The organism is Flammeovirga agarivorans (assembly GCF_012641475.1).
Taxonomy (GTDB): domain Bacteria; phylum Bacteroidota; class Bacteroidia; order Cytophagales; family Flammeovirgaceae; genus Flammeovirga; species Flammeovirga agarivorans.
Genome location: NZ_JABAIL010000006.1, coordinates 233,734 through 254,413, shown reverse-complemented (window position 1 = coordinate 254,413; position 20,680 = coordinate 233,734). Strand labels below are relative to the sequence as shown.

The following is a 20,680-nucleotide window of genomic DNA, read 5'->3' as shown; positions in this document are numbered from 1 at the left end:
AGGCTGTGTATTCCTCTATATTTTAGACAAATACACAGCCTTTCTTTTTCTGCTAAAAACGGAAAATCATTAATTTGAACGAACTCTTTTAACTTCCTCAGTTACAATTAACAATCTATCTTCCGATTGTTTACCCGTATGGGATATTGATTTTTTATCGATGTCTACCTCATCAGATGCTAAATTTAGAATGGCCGCTATAGATGGTCCTAACTTACAACCAATGCCTGTTTCCTTATCTGGTGAACTATCTTCTTGGTAAAACTTCATTAAAGCATCAGGGATATACACTTTTGATTGTCTCGATATAGTCGTGGCTTCTCCATGAATCATTTCTACATTTTTGATGGATGATCCTTTAGCAAAGGAACCTAACTCCCAATGTTTACTCTTATCTAATTTCTTAGAAATAAAACCATCTTTGATCATCACACCCCATTCACAACGAATCGCCTTTGCTCGATTTACAGTAACAACCCCATTTTCTACAACATGTGGCTGCATGGATACTGCCGCTTTTCCTTGAGTACAAACAACATCTTCAATGATTACATTATCCACTCCCACATTGTGTTCTCTTCCTGTATGTGTTTCTATACGCGCCGTTACTCCACCAATAGATTGTAGGTTTTTCAACCAAATATTTTCACCCGTATTTCCTTGTACCAAACCATAACCGTAAGAAGCATTATAAATAGATAAGTCTTTGATGGTTACATTTTTGGGACGATCATTTTTGGATGTTCCTTTTTTTCTCATATTCAAGGAAATAGCAGAAAAAACAGTTTGATCATCAGTTACAGAGAAGTTCTGAATATATAAGTTGGTGACTTTCCCGACAGTAAAAGCTCTGCATTTTTTTGCGATAGTACGGTCGTAATAAAATCGAGGCCTTTGTGAAATATCCCCTTCTCCAATAAAAGTGACATTTTCAATATTTTCATTGGCAAAACGACCGATAGCAAAAATCAATTGTACTTTCGTATTGTTCTCCAAATCCAGTCTCGGCATAAAAACAACACCTTTTTTACACTCAAAATGTACGTTTGATTTTAGTTGAATATCCTTTAATTGGTAATTTCCTTTCTCGACAATAATTCTTCCCCCTTTTTTTCGAGCCGCAGTATTAATTGCATTTTGAAAGTTCTTTATATCAGTATTTGCGTGACCAGAAGGATGTAAAGTAGCAACGATTGGCAACGATTGTATTTCATTCGTACTAGGACCTTGGTAACCAACATCTGATCTTTTTTCTATTTGAGCAAACAGTACTAAAGGCACAACCATTATAAGTTGTAAGAGAATAAGTTTTCTAATGATTTTCATTTCGCACTAATTGTTTATTATGATTAGAGGCTGCTTTTATGGTAAAAAACAGCCTCTATTATTAAATAAGTTGAAACTTTCGTTTTCTTATTGTTTCATGATTTTATATCGGAATACTTTTCCTTGAGCTTTTACTACAACGAAATACATTCCATTGATAAAACCATTTAATGATACTTTACTCAAGGATTCCGTTTTATTCCATCGCCTTAATAAAGTACCCTGCGAAGACCATATTTCTATGATTCCCATACCATCACCCTGAATATTTAATATATCCATAGTCGGGTTAGGATAAACAGTAAACTCTTTTTGGTCAAAATCTATTGATGTTGGATCTGTTACTTCGGCATCTTTGTCCGAATCATCTGGATCTGTCGTTTCATCCTCCTTTGGCGTTTCATCTTTATCTCCATCGCCATGGTTTTCATCAGGATATTCATCATCAGGAGTTGTATACTCTGGTGGTCCTGAATCTAAATCATTTTTAAACTGAATATCATCGACATATAAAAGTACTTTTTCACTTTGAATATCTCTTTCTCTTAGCATTAATTGTATTCTGTCTCCGTCTGTTAGACTTTGATTCGAAGCTTCCTCTCTAGAGAAACTTTGAGTGACAGTCACCCATTCTTCTTTGGCAATATCTTTAGTATTTAGACGTATTGTAATCCTAGGATTGAACAGTGTTACCTGTAGGTTATCTACCTCTGTATCTTTATCTAACCAAACCTTTAGACTCACTTCATTATCACCCGCAGGTAAGTTGATTGATCCAAATGGTGAGAAGATAGAATAGTTCCCAGAGAAAACTCCTGCTTTCTCAAACTTTAAACTAAATTCACCTTCTGCAGCTTTTTCATTTCTAATTCTCCAAGGATGATTGGCCGAATTCCACCATTGAACACTTCTTCCTTTAAAGTAAAACGGACCTTCAAATCCTTTTGCGTTAAAAAAAGATTGTGTTTCCTCTTTTTGCCAAACTCTGATATAATCCACTTTATACTCAACTGGCTCTGCAAAATCTGCTTCACTTGGTAAACCATACCAATAAAACACCTCAGATGACAGCCAGATTTCATGAGGATAATCATATCTCCATTGGTCATTTTTTACTAACTCTTCCTTTGTTACAGATCGAACTAGTTTACCATTGAAATACGTTTTCATGTATTCTTTATCCCACTCAAAACCAAATACGTAATAGTCTTCGGCCATACGTACTTCCATATCGTCTTCCACTTTCCAATTGGCATGGTCTTCTGCTCTATCGGGATCCCAACTGATTAAATTAGTGCGGAATTTACGTTCTAATTCATCGGGTTGATTCTCAGGGTTTCCAATCGGACGACGACCGTAATTTTCAGTCATATCTATTTCACTATGATAACCTGTCGTCCAGAAAGCTGAGGTAACAGGACCATCTGCTGCTTTACATCTGATTTCCATATAACCATAACGAAAGAACGTTTCGCTCATCACACTTGCCTGTGTAATGGGTTTACTTCCATCGGGGCCTGAAGTGGTACCGCCATAATAACAACCGTTATTCGTTTCCACTGCATAATCAAAACCCGGCTCCCATTGAGAAGTAAGAATCAATTCTCCATTTTCAACTCTTACATTATGCCCTGCAAATTGTCCTGGTGCTCTGCCTTTCCACTTGGCTCTATAATCATTATTTTCTCCTAGAACCCACCATTTATCTTTGTTGAGTGATGTACCATTAAACTCATCACTTGCCCATTTATTGAGGATCCAACCTCCATCATTATCGGGATCAGATAAGGGATTTACTTGTGCATAGACGCGAAAAAGAGAGATTGATAGTAAGCTTAGTAATATAATCCTTTTCATTTCTTAGTATTTAATACGTAATAGTAGGTGTGATAAAAGTAATAGTCTAAGTAGAGGCAACTGAAACTATTGCCTCTACTCATCAATGCTCAAAAATTAGTCTTATTTACTTTTTTTATCGAGGTGCATTTCCCCAAATGTTTTTTCGAAGTTTGGCATATTGAACTTATTCCAATTCGCTTCGAAATTGTAGTGAGGTGCATCAAAAAATTCTGGTCTTTTATCTTCCCAAGTATAGGTCCACTCATTAACTGTTGCCTTCATGTCCTTCACTAATTCAGGGTGTTTAGCAGCAATATTTTTAGTTTCACCAATATCAGTTGATAAATCAAACAGCTTCCATTCTCCATCACCATTTGAATAAAGCTTGAAATTATTTCTTACCACTCCAACTTTATTCAAATCATTAAATTTTTGGATGTTTGATGGGTTGACATTCCCATTACGAGGTATTCTAAAGTAGTGTCTTAGCACATACACACTCTCATCTTTACGTGGATCAGTATTGTTTTCAATACTCTTCCAAACGTTTTTACCATCCAATATTTTATCCTTTGGTATATCTGCTCCCGCTATTGCTGCAAATGTTGGAAAGAAATCTAACGCTGAAAAATTATGCGTATTTACATCTCCTTTTTTCATTTTGCTATTTGGATAGTAAACAAACATTGGTACTCTAAAGCCCCCTTCGTATGCATCTCCTTTTCTTCCTTTTAAAGGTTGATTATTAGCTCCTGCAGGTGTTTTTCCTCCATTATCACTAATAAAAACAATCATTGTGTTCTCAAGTTCACCCTTTTCTTCCAATTTCTCTACAATGCGTTGGATATTATAATCCACATTGTACATCATGGCAGTATAAGTAAGTCTTTTACTACCTTTCTGTGCAGCATCTTTTCCTAACTTCTGCTGAATCTCAGCAATATCAGATTGCTTTGCTTGAAGCGGTGTATGCGGTGCATTGTACGATAAGTATAAGAAAAAAGGTTTTTCCTTTTCAGAAGATTCATCGATAAATTCCAAAGTGGCATCCGTAAGTACATCTGTTACATACTTATCCTTCCCTGTTTCTAAATAGGTCTTATTTTTCATCATAGGACGATTGTAATCCATCCCATATGCTCCCGGTTGATATCCTTCTGGATTGTATGTTTTTGCAGGTAACCAAGTTCTAGAATGATATTCATGACCTCCACCAAGGAAACCATAGAAATAATCAAAGCCTCTTTCATTTGGATGGAATTCACCTTCTTCTCCTAAATGCCATTTCCCTACAATACCAGTATGGTACCCTGCCGATTGTAAAACGTCCGACATAAATAACTCTCCACTTGCGACACCATAACCAGAAAATGCAGCCAAGTTAAATTGAGCTCCAAAAACATGAGGCATTCTACCTGTCATTAATCCCGTTCTACTAGGACCACAATACGGATGCGTTACATATGCTGAAGTAAAAATCGTTCCTCCTTCAGCTAATTTATCAATGTTAGGTGTATATATATCTTTCGCTGCATTGGGCATAAATCCAACATCAGCATACCCTAAGTCATCCATTACAATCAATAGAATATTAGGCCGTGGTGATTTCCCTTTCTCGACTGCTGATACACTTGATGCCACACACACAAAGGCAAGTAGTACAGTCCATATGCGATTAATAATCTGTTTCATTTCTCTACGCTTCTTAAGACAAAAAAATTGATGATTCAATTTACTTAAGGTTGTTCTTGTCGATGTTGTTTTAAGTAAAAGGAATGATTGTACAAGTATATTCCTTGACTTTCAACGACTAACATGCTCTTTATTTCGTTTCTTTTGTGATATTCTTGAAAGATATTTCATCGATATAGAACAATGCTGTGGTACTCTTTAAGTCGTCAGCGGTTACAAATAATTGTATCCTATCACCATTTTTTAATGCCAAGTTCGACCCCTCTTTTCTTTTAAAAGGAACTGAAACTTCGACCCATTTATTTTTCTTTACGTCACTTAGATTAACTTTGATTGGTTTGTACGGACTCTGTAGAACAAAAGTCAGTTGATCCACTTCCGTCTCTTTGTCAATCCAAATTTTGAAATTTAATTCGTTATCACCCTTAGGTAGATTTAATGATCCAAAAGGAGAAAATATAGAAGACTTATTTTTTATCTTCTTATCCATTTTAAATCTTAAGGCAAAGGTACCATCAGAAGATTTTTCGTTAGATATTCTCCAGGGTTCTTTCGCTTTACACCACCAATTTACACTTCTTCCTTGAAAATAGAAAGGACCTTCAAAACCAAGTGCATCAAACTCAGGACCAGTGATTTCTTTTTGCCATATACGAACATAGTCTACCAAAAACTCTGCAGGCTTCTCAAGGTCTTTAGCTGTAGGAAGTCCATACCATGAAAATACTTCTGAGTTGATCCACAATTCCTGCGGAAATTGATGTTTCCATTGGTTTTCTTTTTCCAGTTCTTCTCTCGTCACATGTCTTATCAATTGACCATCAAAGAATGTTTTTACATAATCTTTGTCCCATTCGAAACCATAAACATGATAGTCTTCAGCTAAACGTTCTGACATAACATCTTCTGCTTTATACGTTTCAAAATCTGGATCTCTCTTGGCCTCCCAGTTAATGATGTTGGTCCTATATTTTTTTTCAAGATCTGTATTTTTCTTCTTTGGATTTCCAATAGGCAACTTTCCAAAGTTCTCAATCATATCAATTTCTGATTTATATCCTGTCGTCCAAAAGCCAGATGTTACAGGAGCATCAGCGATTTTACATCTTATTTCCATGTACCCGTATTGGAAAAAAGATTCACTCATAATACAAGCTTGTGTAATTGGGTGGCTTCCATCAAATGACTCTTTTGTTCCCCCATAGTACACCCCATTATTTTTTTCTTCGATAAACTTGAATTTGGGATCCCACTTAGATTGAAGTACAAGGTTTCCTTTACGGATTTTCACATTTTCTGCCACAAATTGTCCTGGTGCCCTACCTTTCCATTTTGAGCGGTAATCACCATTCTCTCCTAAAATCCACCATTTGTCTTTATCTAGTTTTTTCCCATTAAATTCATCACTTAAAGTCTCATTAAAAACCCAATTGTCCTTATTTTCAAGGTCTGATAATGGATGATTCTGAGCCTGTACTTGAATAGATATAAGTATAACACCCAATAGTATAATCCCTTTTAATATGTCTGTTAATTTCATTATTTTATTGTGTTATCGTCCCCTTTTTATTGATATCAACAATGACCTCGTTAGATTCTAATTTCTTACCGTTGACATAAGCCGTTACTATTAGTTTTGTGGGCTTATCTGTTGATTGAACCATCATGAGACACTGCCCATTGACTGTCGTTGCTGTATGTTTTTTATAATTCGTTATTTTTCTTGTATCTCCCCCGTCCGTTCCGAGGAAAGCATGATCACCTTGTATTTCAAAGGTAATTTCTTCTTCTGAATTTTTTACAGCTCTTCCCTTTTTATCCACTAATTGAGCGATAAAATGAGAAACATCAGCGTTGTTTGCCACCATTGTAGATCGGTCTTTGGAAATCCTTATTGCCGTCACCTCGCCTGTTGTTTCCAATGATACTTTAGAAGGTACACCATTTTTAGTTCCTCCAGCTTCTAATTTACCTTTCTTATAAGTTACAGCCCACTTGTAGGTATAATCTTCTTGATCTTTAAGATATTGTTTTCCTAAAGATTTCCCATTTTGAAACAACTCTACTTCTTCACAATTAGAATATACTTCTACTATGGTCTCCTCTCCATTTTTATAATTCCAATAAGGATTTACATCTTGCCATTCTCTTGGAGCCAATTCCCAATATCCTTTTTTCTTCTCTACAACCTTACCATTACTCCCTTCTTTGTATATAGAGTGCTTAGCAGATTGAGTGTATATACTCATCACAGGGATATCATCTCTCCATAAAGATTTAAACATATAAAATGAACCTCTAGGAAAACCTGCAGTGTCTAATAAACCATGAGGTGTTGCTTTCAACGGCCATTCTTTGGCTCTGCGCTCACCCAAATAATCTATACCCGTCCATAGAAAGACTCCTGCAATAAAGTTTCTTTCCAGGGCTGCTTTCCATTCGTACCACCTCGGAACATTTTCTGTCCCCATCATGATTTGGTTAGGGTACGTTTCCTTAAAATAATCGTATTTGTGAGGTTTATAACTAAATCCGACAACATCTAAAACGTCTGTATATCCTGTTTCAAAACTTGATGTAGGTAAAATACAATTGGCTGTGATATATCGAGTACTATCCATTTCTTTGGTCCATTCGGCTAATTTCTTTGCAGTGGCACCAATATTAAAAGTCTGTTCCGGATAGTTTTTCCAAAATTCACGAACTTCTTCAGGTGTATGAGGTGGAACTTCTGTTCTCCATAGTGTCCAATCCATCTTATCATCCTTATTGGTTTCTTTAAAGATTCCCGTCGCTCCACGATTACCCGGATAGGTCCACTCGATTTCATTGCCTATACTCCATTGAAAAATACTTGGATGGTTTCGACTTGAAAGCATTGTATTTTTAAGATCTTTTTCCGCCCAATTCTGAAAATGTTCTGCATGTCCTCTAGTAATGAAATCTACTTCTTTATCATGCATATTATACCTTTTGTCTTTTGGTAGATCCCATTCATCATAGAACTCGTTTTGTACAAGAAAGCCTAACTCATCACATAGGTCTAAAAACTCGTCTGATGCTGGATTATGTGCACTTCTAATCGCATTACAGCCTGCTTCTTTCAATAATGTAAGCCTCCGTCTCCAAACATCTTTTGGAACGGCTGCTCCTACTGCTCCAGCATCATGATGTAAACAAACACCTTTGATTTTGACATTTCTACCATTTAAGAAAAAGCCTTTATCCTTATCAAAATGAATATCTCTCACTCCAAACCTAGTTACGTTTTCTTGTACTTTTTTACCATTCTCAATAAGAGTGATTTTGGCAGAATACAGATATGGATCATTAAGATCCCAAAAGTGAGGCTTATCCATCACTATTTTAGTATTGATGACCTTCTTTTTTGAATTTTGAAAAAGTACTTCCTGAACTGAATTTCCAACTACTTTATTATTAGCATCTAAGATATCAACATGAATCTTTCTCGATTGGGACAAACCACTGTCGTTTCTCAAATCGATTTGAATGGCGACCTCTGCAGTAGTGTTCTTAATGTTGGGTGTAGTCACAAAAGTACCCCAAACTGGTATATATACATTTTCAGTAACAACGATATCTACATTTCTATAGATTCCGCCACCTGTATACCATCTAGAATCTGCATAACGGCTATGATCTACTTTTACCATAAGTATATTCTCGGAATCATCTCGGTTTAAATAATTGGAGAGATCAAAATAGATAGGTGCATAACCATAAGGATGGCTTCCCAACTTTATCCCATTCAACCAAAACTCAGCATTGTTGTATACTCCATCAAATACAATAAAGCATTTCTGATTTTTTAAGGCAGGTGATTTAAAACGCTTACTATACCAACCAATACCACCCGATGAAAAGGCAGTACATCCTTCATTATCTTTCTCAAAATCTTGTTCGATAGAAAAGTCATGTGGTAAGTTCACTTTTCTCCAATGCTCAGTTGAGTAAGTACTCAGAGTATATTCAACAGAATCATTTAGTGTAAATAACCAGTCCTTATTAAAGCTTACCTTTTGTGCCATCACTAAAGATGAAGTGAGGCATAAGGTGAAAATTGCTATTGTTTTTAATAATACATTCATTTCATTTATTCGTTCACATCATTAATAATCTATGTCTCAAATATCCTAGGTGAACAGAAAAAACAAGTTGTTATCCAAAAACTATATGTTTCTATATGTATAAAAAAAGAGCACAACAAGGTCGTACTCTTTAAATAATTACTTTTCTATTTTTAAGCTATATTTCTACGTTTATTTTAGATTCTGTGTTCCGGGTAAAATGTTATATCCTTTTAGTACATCATCAACATCATCATCTAGCGTAAGCATACCTTTGTTGTTCTGTGCACTTTCCTCTAGTTCACACCAAATCTCGTAATGGAGATCCTCTAAGATACTTTTGATTTGAAGCTTGTACTTTTTATAATTTTTATCTTGAATACTCAAATACTTCTCTGAGTCATGTCCATATTTCTGAATTGCCTCCAAGTTTGTAATAAACCTTTCTGTTGCAGCCATTTTCCAATCGATCTGATCTTGTCTTGAAATCAAGAACCTTTTTCTCATTTGTTCTATCTCATTGTTTAAGATGATCTCTTGAGAAAAAGACGCAAACTTTCTATCTAGATTAGAAAAAGTATAGGTTAAGAAGTCTATATTTTCTTCAGCTGCTTGAATATTCTTAGGAACTAAATAATTAATCACCGATTCTTTTCCTCTTTTTACTCTAACGTGTATATCCCCTTTTTCTTTAGGTACATAGAATGCATATACTCCTTTGGGAGCAGTCCCTACAAATTCGTTATTACAATAAACCTCACCTTGTTCATTTAGTACCGTAACAATTTCTACACTATCCATTTCCGGTAGTTTATAAAATCTACTATTCACTTTTACTGTAATACCTGTATTCTTATTTAAACCACCGGTCATATAGTTTTTAAAAGAAACCATCACCATTTCATCTTGTGTAGTTGTCACTCCATTTTTCCATTGGTTTTTGTAGTAATTCAACAATAAACCAGGTCCGTATCCGTGGTGAATCTCGGGAGCAAAATGAGAACCCGCATCATAGAAATTCCAAGAAGATACACAAAAAGCATCTGCATCTCGATTCACTCCTTTTTCTAAGAGTTTTCTTAATGTGCCCGTCATCTTGTAATTGTTCCCTTTTATATATAAGTCCCTATTCTGTACAGTTTGTGCATATTTAGAACCTTCCTCTACTTTCTTATTATTGACCTTGCTATACAATTGCACACCTTGACCATCTGAAAATACACTCTGTACAAATGGACGTTTTCTGTTCTTACAAATTCTTTTTAAGTTATCGATACCCTTTTCGTATGTCTGAATACCTCTCGCAGTATACACTGCTGGAAAATGATCTAATACTTGATTTACAAAGTAGTTGTTCCCGACAACATCTGCTTGATAAACAAAGGCCACATCGTCTTTTAATTTATTTCTCAATGATGAATAGACATCCGCTACTTTTTCCATGAGAGAAGGATCCTTCACAAATTGCTTCGAGTATAGTTTTACTAATCCTTCATCGATGACTTTCTGAGTGAATTTAGTAAAGACGATGACCTTACCATTTCCAGTTCTCAACCACTTCTTTGAAAAGTTTGTGGTTTCAAATAGTTCGTTCAGGTTCTTTTCTACTTTCATCATCATGTGGGTCACAGGTATATTTTTATTCCTGTTCATCTCCACCGCGATAGTAAACTTAAAATCTATTTCTTTCTCTTCTGCTACTTTTACATAGGCAGCAAAGATCTTTTTAAACTGTCTGATATAGAAATCACTTCCAAGAGGTCTAAATTCAAATTTGAATGCATCGATTCCCATTAATTTTGCCGAACGCATTTCAAATTCATAAGCATCTTTATTCTCCATTGGGTTGGTCATTAAAGATACATGAGGAACTGATGTTCTGTATTTACCATTAAATGAATCTTCACCAAAAGTGGTCTCATATTTCATACCTTTTAGGTACGCATCATTCACTGCGTAATTAAAGTATGGATGATTTAAAGCTATTACAACTTTCTCAGGGAAGAAGACATCTGCTGTTTCTTGAATGGTAGTCTGAGCAATGATGTTGAAATAAGTGCTTAAGAATAGAATAATCGTTGATAGTATTTTTAGATGTTTCATTTCAATAAAAAATTAGTGTAATAATTTTCATCAGTAAATGTTCGAACACTACAAGTATTGGTTAAAAACAGCTTTTAATCAACTAAAAAGGGCGATTCCTTACGCAAAGTAACGTATTATGGATCCAAAGAAATATTTCAAAAGAGCATTAACAAAAACAATGTACACCCGTTATTTATTTCGATTTCTTGTATCTACACAAATAGTTATTATAACCGTTAGGTATTTGCGAGAAATAACAGAAAAGTATGGTTTAAAGTGTTATGTGAAATTTTAGAATTACTAAGGTGATTGATCTTTTTAGAAAGAACGCCTTACATTGTGTAAGGCGCTCTTGAAGTAGAAACACACATCTATTATAGTTCCAATAATATATTTTTTTTACAAACCTTTCTTCTGAATAGTTCCCACTTTTAATAAATACACATCAAGTGATTTCATGGTAAACCCATTCTCAATTTTGTTCCCTGTAATCACATCTGTAAGCTCCACACTTTGGTCTATCCCATTTAATAGAACATCAAGTTTAGCTTCCGACTTACCCACATTGACAATAGATACAATCTTAAGTTTTTCTTCATTTTCGAAATATCTCCAGATGCACCCTTTATGACTCAACATATTTGTCTCATGAATCTGTATATCATCTTTCTTTACTATGCTAAGTACTTTTTTCTGAATATTCTCTGCTGTGTTGAACTTTATCAATTGTCCCTTACTTTGGGTCAGTACATCTATACTTTCGCCATATTCATTTTTAAGGATGCTCTTATTGTCCATTACGATTGTCCCTCCTTGATCAAGATACTCTTGAAGGGCGTTTCTTTCCTCTTTAGTGACAAAAGGTGTATTTTCAATAACTACAACATCCCACAAATGATGTGGCTGTTTATTTAGAATATTTTTTGTCGCAAAACCTACTGCTATACCTTCAAATAGAAACTGTTCATATGTATGATAAACATCTTCCATATGAGTTGGTTTATTGATTGCAGAAGTCTCTGAATGAAAAATACGTACCGGTTTTCTTAACTTCTGAATTTTTGTCAAAGCTTCTGCATTGGCATTCATATCCAAATAAGTTAATGTGATTTCATTGATAACTCTTGGCATTTGCGTTAAAGATGCTGCATATCCTTTAGACTCTTTTCGTAAAGAACCATCTACATCTCTAGGCCAAAACCATGTTTGCATCACATCCAGTCCTAACATAGTGGCTAACCAATAGGTGGCTCTAGCATATTCCGGTTTCATTTTCAAGTCTCTGAAACGTATCGTTGAAATAAAATGACCTTCTGAGTTAAATACTAATTTATCCGGACTAACAGACTTCATAAAATCATAGCCAATACAAAGCTGTTTCCAATCAAAGTAATATTTTGATGACCACTCAGGCTCCTTTTTCCCCCACATGTCAGAATATACAGCTCCTGCATCGTTACCAATCACTGTTGTGACTTCTGTTAAAGCTTCTAAGTCTATTCCATGATCTCTTGCGTTCTCCGAAAACAGATGGGGCATTACTTTAATATGCGTATTTGCCTTAGGGTCATATTTATGAATTTCGTCTGATAAAAACTGAAACCATTCTGTTCCTCTGAGTTGGTTAAATCGCATCCAATCGTACCAAACAGCAGATCCTCGTAAATCTCCAGACATTGGTACTTGAATTTTCACACTGTCAAAGCTTTCAAATGAGGTATTCCAAATGACATTTAGTTGTGCGATGCTCTTATGTTTTTCTTCCAAGTACTTTCTAAACTTGGCAAAAGTATAGGATGAAACTTCACCTGTATCCCATGATTTTTCTTTAGTATGCCAATGAGGTTCATTTACTAACATATAACCTATAGAACTATACTTTTTATCTTTAAAAGTAGGTACAATACTTTTTAATAGAGATTGTTGTAATGCTCTTGTCGCAGGATGGTCAATATCATAATCAAAATACCTTCTGCTTCCTACTGAGGCTTCTGGATATTTTTCTGTAAACCATTTGGGTGGATTCAAGTGATTTAAAAATACAGTACCCACTCTACCCGATGGCTTTTCTATAATTTCCTTTTTGAAATTTGGTTTTAATGTTCCTTTCTCGTCTAAGAGATACTTTGTAGTTACGAATATTCCATCTAGATTTCCATGGTATTCTGTAAGGAAGTCTACTTTTGGTTTCCATGTATAATCTGCTAGAAATACCGGCTTACCATTGTACAGTGCATCACTCCCCTCAAGTTTCACTTTCGACCAATCAATTTTTTCGATAGGTTGCTTTACAACTTTTCCCTTCAAAGCAAGTTCTAGAGTATGCTGAGCGTCTTGTAACATCAAAACAATCTCTTCTCTTTCAAAGTTGGGTAGTTCTTCTGCTACCTCTAAGGCATTTTGTTTGTACGTCTTTAAACGCTTAAAAAGTTGTTCATTTTTTTTAATGTTCTTTTCATCCCAATCCGCAAATCGTTCACATATTTCAGCTGTACGGATTGTGCTTTTTTCTTTAGTTACATCAATCCCTTTTTTCTCTGCCTTCTTTATCAAAGCAAGTAAGGTTCTCTTTTCCTGTTGTATTTCATTCACTAGATTTTGAGCAAATGATGAAGTACTCATTAAGAGTAGAAATAAGAAGTAAATTGTTTGTCGTTTCATGTTTTTTATCTGTCAATAAATACTATGTACAATTTATCTAGAGAAAAAAGGGATTGATGTTTTCTTAATTTTTCAATATTCTAAACGTCTCCTCTCCTTCAATCACTATATAATATGTTCCTTTCTGTAAGGTCTTTAACTCTAACTCCGTTTTGTAATTTTGACAAAACTGAGAAAGTACTTTCTTAGCCTGACTGTCGTAAACATGTACCATATATTCTTTCTGGTTGGCTTGAATATGAACATCGTCTACTGTTGGGTTAGGATACACTTCCATCTCAAATGATTTCGGCTTCTCTATTACCTCTATTGAAAACGGGAACTGATGCCCATAATAAAGATCAAATTCTGCCGCTGATACAGGGAAACTTTCACTAAACCTTTGTTGGGTATAATACACCTTGGACAAAGGATCAGATACATTGGCATTTACATGGTATCCATTGGACTTGTAATTTACCATGATCCAATATTTTCCTGGCTCTAATACCGTATTTTCTAGAGAAACCATCACTTCATCTTCGGTTAGTGTGATCGTATTAGAATGAAATATCAGCTCTCCCGGAGCTCCTTCGTCATCAGCATAAACTCCGAATTTTGCTTCCGTTCCAGTTGCCTTACAGTTAATTTTAATTTGATTTGTAGCACCTACTGAAGAAACTTCGTAAGGAACACCAACGATGTAATTACCAGAAGATAATATCTCTGTATCAAAGTTTAATGGCGTCTGAGCAATAGCGAAAATCACCTGCAATTGTAAAGCGATAAATATTAATGTTTTTTTCATGATTATAAGTTTTTAGGGTTATTCGTAAATGTAATCTGTATCTTCAGCCGCAGTGGTAATCACTCTTGCTTCGCTTCTATACACTACCTTATCTCCGGAGAAAACTCCTCCTAAAACTTCTATATCATTTTCATTAGGGATACTCACATTGTATCTTCCTGTAATATTCCCAATGGTATTTTTAGAGAACCTAGCTGTATACATAATTGGGGCAATAGGATGAGTTTTATAACGCTCCCCACCTGCATCTCTTACTATCAATGAATATACTCCAGGCTTTGGTGATCTACTGTTTCGTACCGTCACTAGTTTTTGTCTATGCAACTCCGTCATAAATCTTAACCCTTCTAATCCTGAGTCTGCTGGATAATTTGAAGCGACAAGATTATTCGTTCCATTAGACACCCTATTAACGATAGTTTGTTTGAAAGAGATATTCTCAAACTTAGTGTTCGTAAATTTTCCTCTTCTTGACTGAGGTAATAAACTTGCAGATGCAATGTATAACGTTGATAAACTGTTTTCTGCATACAGATCTGTAGCATAAATATTATTACAGATCTTTGCATGAGGTTTGATAAATAATGCTGCAAAACCTAGTTTATTCGATACGTTTTTGATGTATACATCATCAATAGATCCCATCTTTTGACTTGAGGTTAAGTTCAGATCATCATTGGATTTACCACTACCAGGTTCTAACCTTACTGTGATCCCTTGTTCACCTTCCAAGTTCTCAAAATACAAGCGTTTACCACTAAAAGGTTGTACTAATGCATAGCCAGTACCAATTCCTGTTGCCTTCGCATTTTTAACTACACCCTGAATCGGAATTCTATTGAAAGTACTTAAATCGTAATTTAATCTTCCTGTTTCATCTCTCCCTAGAAACTTGCTGTCTGCTACTAAAAATACAGAAGGATTAAGGGTATAATTATCTTTAATGATAAACCTTGAAATCGCAAAATTCTTTACATATGCGACCTTAAAAGGAGTAGCAGTTTCTAAAGGATCAAAATTACTAAGGTCTATTTCAAACCATGTGGATGAGCTTTCTGCTGCACCAATAATCTCTACATTAGAAATTACTCCCTGAAGGTTATTGGCATCTCTACCAAGGTTAAATAAGGTATTATTATTACCACTGCGATCGATAATAAAAGTGACATTATTCCCAACCTCAATTCGGATGTTTGATTTCAAGTTGATTTGTCCAAGCGTATATGTTCCGGTCAGAAACTTTACGACTCCACCTCCAAGGTTTGAGATTCTTTGGATTTCACTATTTACATCATTTGTTGTAGCAATTCCGTTTTTGAAAACCTTAGTAGCATTCACAGTGATATTGTCTGTGAAAAATGTAAGATTTTTTGTTCCGACAGTGGCTGTATGTTTACCAATTGTCTTTTGAGCAATAGCGGAGAAATTTAGGCATAGTAGTGCCATGCCTATCAAGAATACCTGCTTATAACAAGTATTTTGTAAGTTTTGATAATTGTAATTCATATTCAATTCATTTCAATGAAAGGGCTCTATTTATGTGATGTTGTTTACCCTTTTTTTCATTTAATAATTACACCATTAAAGGTGTTGTTAATTGTAAGCTAGCTATACAAAAAAGAACATCAGAGAACTGAACTCTCAGCCCTCTGATGATTTCATGTTGGTAAGGTAAATTGAAATGAAATTTTGTCTGTTACTTTAGGTAAGAATAATGTTTCTATTAGTTATATCTTTTATATAAGTAGTCTAAAGGCCTATTTTACTCCACCACATCAAGTTTACCAAGATGAATATTTTTATTTTTCTTTATTGATATTTCTTTTGATGACGCCTTATCTGTTTTGATATTTTGATCTTTCGGACCATGGTAATTATTGTTTTTCACTACTATGTTTTTACAATAATTAAAATCAAAAATAGGTCGATCAGGATGTACAGGTGCTAATAAATCATTTTTGGTAATTTCATTCCCCTCTATCACTAAACCATCTACATTGTAAGCCCAAACGATACGATCATCAAACGTATTGATTTTATTATTGATAAATCGAATATTTTTATCGTAGGTAGCTGACTTATCGTATGATTTACCAAGTCTTGGCGTAATATATAATACCGCATGTTCATTGCCACTCGATGCACAGTTGTAGAAAGTATTATTCTGAATAAGTACATCTTCTACTTGTCCCGATTCATACCAAAAATAGGATTCCCCTCTAAAGAAGATGGCTGACATACTTGAAGAAAAGAAGTTATTTTCAATCACCGTCTTCTTTGGTGATTTCAGCACAATGTTTCTTGCTCGATGGTTTTGTAGGGTGCAACCTCTCATCACAAATTCTGGGTTCCAAGTCTTATTCTCAAACAGATCACCTACTGATAAGTCTTTTGGTAGTTCTTTATCGAAAGACAATTGGATATATTCTTCATTAATCACTTCTGATCCGGTTACAAAGACAGTCTCAGCTCTTCTATTAGGGCTTGGTTGATTTATCCACCATAATTCATCACCTTTTTGAGCAAAGTCAAAACCTAATTGTTGGAAATGTTTTAGTTGAACAATCACCGTCTTAGGGTCTAATATCTCATTAATTTCCACATAGGTTCCATGAACATTGGTCCCATCGTCAAGCATGTTTTCGAATCTACAGTTCTCTACGATCACTTTTCCTTTTACGTTACAAAAGTGAGTCGCATCTGCTGTAGATGATATTAATCGATTAGACCCTTTTCGTACATACACCCCACCATTACTGATTGAAACATTTTCACTTCTTTCCGCTAAGAAACCCATACCTAAGGCATGATGAACCACTACTTGGTCGTACTTTAAGTTTTTCGAACGGATTATATGAAAGGCCGGTGCATAACGATTATCGCCATGTGGGCCTTTAAAATTAATCTTGTTTCCTACTTTGGGATAATATTTCATTCTACCATAGAAACGATAAGTATTTCCTTTTAAGCGTTGTACTTTTTCTGCTCTAAAATTAGCATCCCAAGCACCATGACTTACCGCCTTAGTCAGAGAATCAAACGTAAGTGTATTACCAAGGCTAGAATATTCCTGATGATGGATATTTGGGAACTTAATCACACCTTTGTTCACTGAAAATGAGAACCCATCCGTATCCATTTTAATATCCATCCAATGATCTTTCTCATTAACCTTTAAGACTGTACCTTGAATTGTAAATGGAGTATCCCAATCTATCGACAAGTGATTCACAGTTACATTTTCACAACTTTCAAATTGAAAAGGCATCATCTTGCCATGGAATATTAAATTAGCTCCATTACCTTCGATTGATACTTTATTAAATCCATCAAAAGCAAAAGCGATACGTTTCGAACCGTTTTTATGGTTTGTTACACTACAATACTTCTCAGTGGCAAAATCAGGTTTAAAATAATAGTCTGCTTGCTCAAAGATCAACTTAATTTCTTTTGATCTGGCAGAGGCTATCGCTTGTTTCACCGCCCTTGTCATATCATTTGTTCCATCGGGTTGGATCTTGATCACTTCCTCTCCTTTACTAGTAATAATCACCGTAAAGATGAGTATAAATAATACCAATATTCGTTTCATTGTACTTTCTTTTATTCGTTTTCTTTATACTGAAAAGATCCTTTTAATTGCGTCTTCTTAGACAATGCTTGAATCGATAAACCTTGATCTAAAGAGTTTACTTTCAACAATGCAGTCGCAATACCTGCTTCCACTTGTACCTCCCCGACATTCATTAAAGCGACATCACCTGCAAGACGTACATCTATCGTATCTGCAAAATCATGTACTATTGTTCCTTCTTCATCTACTACTTCTATATAAGCGAAGATAAGGTCATTATTACCAACAGCTACTGTATTTTCTGCCAACTTAATTCTTAATTGTGATGCCTTTTTGGCTGTTTTTACTCGATCAACCTTAATCAGCTTTCCATCCTTATATCCTTCTGCTTTTAACTCACCTGCTACAAAATTATTGACCTTAAAGGTAAATGGAGCATAAGAAAGCTTAGATGAATTTTTATCTTTATCTGTAGTTTGTATGGCAATTTCTTCACCATTTAAGGAAAGAACTACTTGATCACAATTAGAATATACTTTTACATCTAATGGTGAGTTTTCATTCCAATAAGAAGCGATCTTTACAACTGCATCTTTATCTTCTCTATACTCCCTTTGTGATTGATAGAAATAATAAGCAAACTTTGGAATACGGAAAATATCCGATAATCCTGAAAATTCTAAATCTGAGTGGTATCCTCTATTGTAGTCAAACATCACCCAATAACCATCTCCAAATGCTGAAGTATTAAGGTTATCATTCAATGCTTCTTGCACATTATATGCTTGTTGTAATAGTCGTTTTTCACCATAAACTCTTGATTGTCTACTTGAAGTCTCGTAACGTGTTTGTTTATCTAGTTTATGCTGATTTAGTCCTGCATTTTTTGAATAATATTCCCAATCACCATATTCTGAAACAAAATAAGGCCCTTTCCATTTACCTTCTGTTTCAGGGTGAAGAATCCTATGCTGTCTTGCTTGAAAATACACATCATAACCTTCGTCCATCCATCCAGCAGAATATGCCTTCACCTTCGGATATTCTTCTTCTACTATTTTGCTTAGTTTCTCTCTAAACTCCAAAGGCATTTTGGTTTCATTCAATGAAACTTCCCAAAGTAATACATTGGCGTGGTTTCTATCTCTTCTTATTAGGTCTCTTGCCGTCTGGAAGATTTGATTCCTAAACGCTTCAGTAGGTTGATAATATTGCCATCCTAAAATAGCATCGATAGTAAGTAAACCTAGAGAGTCACAAGCATTCATAAATGCTGGAGAATGTGGATAATGAGAAAGACGAATGACATCAAAACCTGCATTCTTTATCAAAACAGCATCTCTGATTTCTGCTTGGTCAGAAAGAGCATATCCTACAAAAGGATATTCCTGATGTCTATTCACACCTTTTACATATCTTTTCTCTCCATTGATATATAGCTCTTTGCCTTTAAATTCAACAGATTTGATACCAATGGTTGTGACTTCATGATCAGTCACTTTTCCATTGATTAGTATTTTAGTTTCTAGCTGATATAAGTTGGGAGAGTATGTATTCCACAATTTAGGGTTTTTAATGACCATCGATTGATGCATCACTCTCTTTGTACCTGCGGAAAGTATCTCCTTTTTTGACTTTAACTTTTTAATGGTTTTCCCCTTCCATTTCAATTCTTGAACTAAAGAAAATGACACCTCTTTCTTGTACGTATTTTTAATATCTGTCTGAATAGAAATAGTAGCAGAAGACTTACTCACTTCTGGATAACGAATAAATACTCCACCACCAGCTACCTCTTCCTCTAATAAGGGCAATGTGATATGTACTGGATCTTTAACGATCATCCATGCATTTCTATATAAACCACCGTATGTATTGAAATCTAGAATCCTTAACGGTTTAGGACCTGTTACATCACTATCCGTATTGTCTAATCTGATGGCAATAATATTTTGTTTCCCTGCCTCTACAAAAGAAGAAATATCAGCTACTATAGGTAGGTAGCCTCCTAAATGTTTCTTGACAAATTTTCCATTTACCCATATTTCAGCAATGTTCATTGCCCCTTCAAACTCCAAGAATATTTGTTTTTGCTCCTCTTCTTTTTTGATCGAAAACGATTTTCTATACCAAGAAATTCCCTGCCACTGATTATTGACAACTAAAGGTTCTAAATTAGTGGTATGTGGTAAATTTACCGATTCCCAATCAGCATCATTAAAATTTGTCTGACTAACTAAAGAGTGATTTAATTTTTCGCCTTCTTTAATAAATTTCCATCCCTTATTAAAGGATGTTTTATCACCAGCGAATGCTAAAGTTTGCATCACTAATAGTAATAATAAGAGGATAGTATTTTGCTTAATTTTCTTCATTTCATACAGTTTTAAAAAATATCTTTTTCGTCAACCATCCATCAAATATCAAGATTAATCCTACAGGCAGTGTTGCTCTCCGTAAATCATCTGTCCCTTAGCGTTAGATCATAATTTTGGCTAACCCAACTGATCCAAATACTTACATTATTAGTATAAAAACGGACATTTTGCTTTGTGGATCATAACAAAGTGTTTATCTAATGGATTGTATTTTCCACACCCATAGAAACAGAGATGTTTACCAAGAAAC

General features: G+C 34.9%; 11 protein-coding genes. All 11 read right to left on the bottom strand.

Going from position 1 to position 20,680, the window contains the following annotated elements; translation table 11 throughout:
- Nucleotides 1-69: 69 nt before the first annotated feature.
- The 11 genes from HGP29_RS19600 to HGP29_RS19550 all read right to left on the bottom strand — a co-directional run bounded on the left by HGP29_RS19600 (nt 70) and on the right by HGP29_RS19550 (nt 20,427).
- On the bottom strand, nt 70-1,326 hold the full coding sequence (locus HGP29_RS19600) for a glycoside hydrolase family protein (RefSeq protein ID WP_168884123.1): 1,257 nt from the start codon (nt 1,324-1,326) through the stop codon (nt 70-72).
- 87 nt (nt 1,327-1,413) lie between these two features.
- Complete coding sequence (locus HGP29_RS19595) at nt 1,414-3,183, bottom strand: T9SS type A sorting domain-containing protein (RefSeq protein WP_168884122.1); 1,770 nt, start codon at nt 3,181-3,183, stop codon at nt 1,414-1,416.
- Between the two features lie 102 nt (nt 3,184-3,285).
- Nucleotides 3,286-4,857, bottom strand: a complete 1,572-nt coding sequence (locus HGP29_RS19590; RefSeq protein WP_168884121.1) for a sulfatase-like hydrolase/transferase — start codon at nt 4,855-4,857, stop codon at nt 3,286-3,288.
- Between the two features lie 130 nt (nt 4,858-4,987).
- Entirely contained in the window at nt 4,988-6,397 is a 1,410-nt protein-coding gene (locus HGP29_RS19585; RefSeq protein ID WP_168884120.1) for a family 16 glycosylhydrolase, read from the bottom strand.
- Nucleotides 6,398-6,401: 4 nt separating this feature from the next.
- Nucleotides 6,402-8,966 carry a glycoside hydrolase family 2 TIM barrel-domain containing protein gene (locus tag HGP29_RS19580; protein ID WP_168884119.1) on the bottom strand — a complete coding sequence of 855 codons (2,565 nt, stop codon included), beginning with the start codon at nt 8,964-8,966 and terminating at the stop codon, nt 6,402-6,404.
- Nucleotides 8,967-9,137: 171 nt separating this feature from the next.
- The gene (locus tag HGP29_RS19575) at nt 9,138-11,048 is read right to left on the bottom strand and encodes a hypothetical protein (protein WP_168884118.1); all 1,911 of its coding nucleotides are present in this window, start codon (nt 11,046-11,048) and stop codon (nt 9,138-9,140) included.
- A 381-nt stretch (nt 11,049-11,429) separates the two neighbouring features.
- A complete protein-coding gene (locus HGP29_RS19570) occupies nt 11,430-13,691 on the bottom strand; it encodes a beta-galactosidase (protein WP_168884117.1) in 2,262 nt (753 codons plus the stop codon).
- A gap of 64 nt (nt 13,692-13,755) precedes the next feature.
- Nucleotides 13,756-14,478 (bottom strand): T9SS type A sorting domain-containing protein, encoded by a 723-nt coding sequence (locus tag HGP29_RS19565; RefSeq protein WP_168884116.1) that lies wholly within the window; start codon nt 14,476-14,478, stop codon nt 13,756-13,758.
- Between the two features lie 18 nt (nt 14,479-14,496).
- Nucleotides 14,497-15,984 (bottom strand): hypothetical protein, encoded by a 1,488-nt coding sequence (locus HGP29_RS19560; RefSeq protein WP_168884115.1) that lies wholly within the window; start codon nt 15,982-15,984, stop codon nt 14,497-14,499.
- A 256-nt stretch (nt 15,985-16,240) separates the two neighbouring features.
- Entirely contained in the window at nt 16,241-18,070 is a 1,830-nt protein-coding gene (locus tag HGP29_RS19555; RefSeq protein WP_168884114.1) for an alpha-1,3-galactosidase-related protein, read from the bottom strand.
- Between the two features lie 11 nt (nt 18,071-18,081).
- On the bottom strand, nt 18,082-20,427 hold the full coding sequence (locus tag HGP29_RS19550) for a glycoside hydrolase family 2 protein (protein WP_168884113.1): 2,346 nt from the start codon (nt 20,425-20,427) through the stop codon (nt 18,082-18,084).
- Nucleotides 20,428-20,680 lie beyond the last annotated feature (253 nt).